The 825-nt window shown below is 53.0% G+C and carries 1 protein-coding gene; it reads left to right on the forward strand.

Features of this window, described 5'->3' with window-relative positions:
• Positions 1 to 313: 313 nt before the first annotated feature.
• On the forward strand, positions 314 to 825 hold a 512-nt coding region (locus B2751_RS13000; RefSeq protein WP_290775181.1), incomplete at its 3' end, for a metallophosphoesterase family protein.

The raw sequence follows: 825 nt of genomic DNA on the forward strand, positions 1-825 counted from the left end.
TCGTCGGTGTCGGTGCGATCATCGGCGGATCAGTTTCTGTGATTCGTTCCGTCCAACGTTTTAGAAAGCAACGGACGAAGTAATACGCTCGTTGTGAAAGCGCAAAAAGCAGGAGGCATTCGCCTCCTGCTTTTTGTGTTCCAAACGGATGTTCGTCGCAGAACGAACGCTCGCATGCTACACTTAAGCTACTATATTTAAAAAGTGAGTGTGATAAAGATGAAATGGATACATACTGCCGATTGGCATCTCGGCAAAATCGTTCATGGCGAGTCGATGCTCGGGAACCAACGGGCGGTCCTGAGCCGAGTTTTTGACACTCGTCGATCGCGAACAACCGGATGCAATCGTCATTGCGGGTGACTTATACGACCGCGCCGTCCCGCCGACAGAAGCCGTCGAACTGCTTGACAAGACGCTTGCTGCTTTGATCCTTGATCGGGATATCCCGGTCGTTGCGATCAGCGGAAATCACGATTCGGCCGAACGGTTGAGTTTCGGAACGACGTTACTCCAACGGGCCGGTCTGCATCTCGTCGGAAAACTAACGCCGGTCATTACTCCGGTCACGATTAAAGGAGTGTCGTTCTATCCGGTGCCATTTGCCGATCCAGCGACCGTTCGGTACGTGCACAAGGACGAAACGATCAAGACACATGATGACGCGATGCGGACGATCCTTGCTGGATGTAGTCCGGACGGACCGAGTGTCCTCGTCGGTCATGCCTTTGTCATCGGTGGACTCGAGACAGATTCGGAACGGCAATTATCCGTCGGAACGGCAGGGCAAGTTAGTGCGAGCCAGTTTGCACCGTTTACCTATAC

Source organism: Exiguobacterium sp. UBA6282 (assembly GCF_002440475.1).
In the GTDB taxonomy this organism is placed as follows: Bacteria; Bacillota; Bacilli; order Exiguobacteriales; family Exiguobacteriaceae; genus Exiguobacterium_A.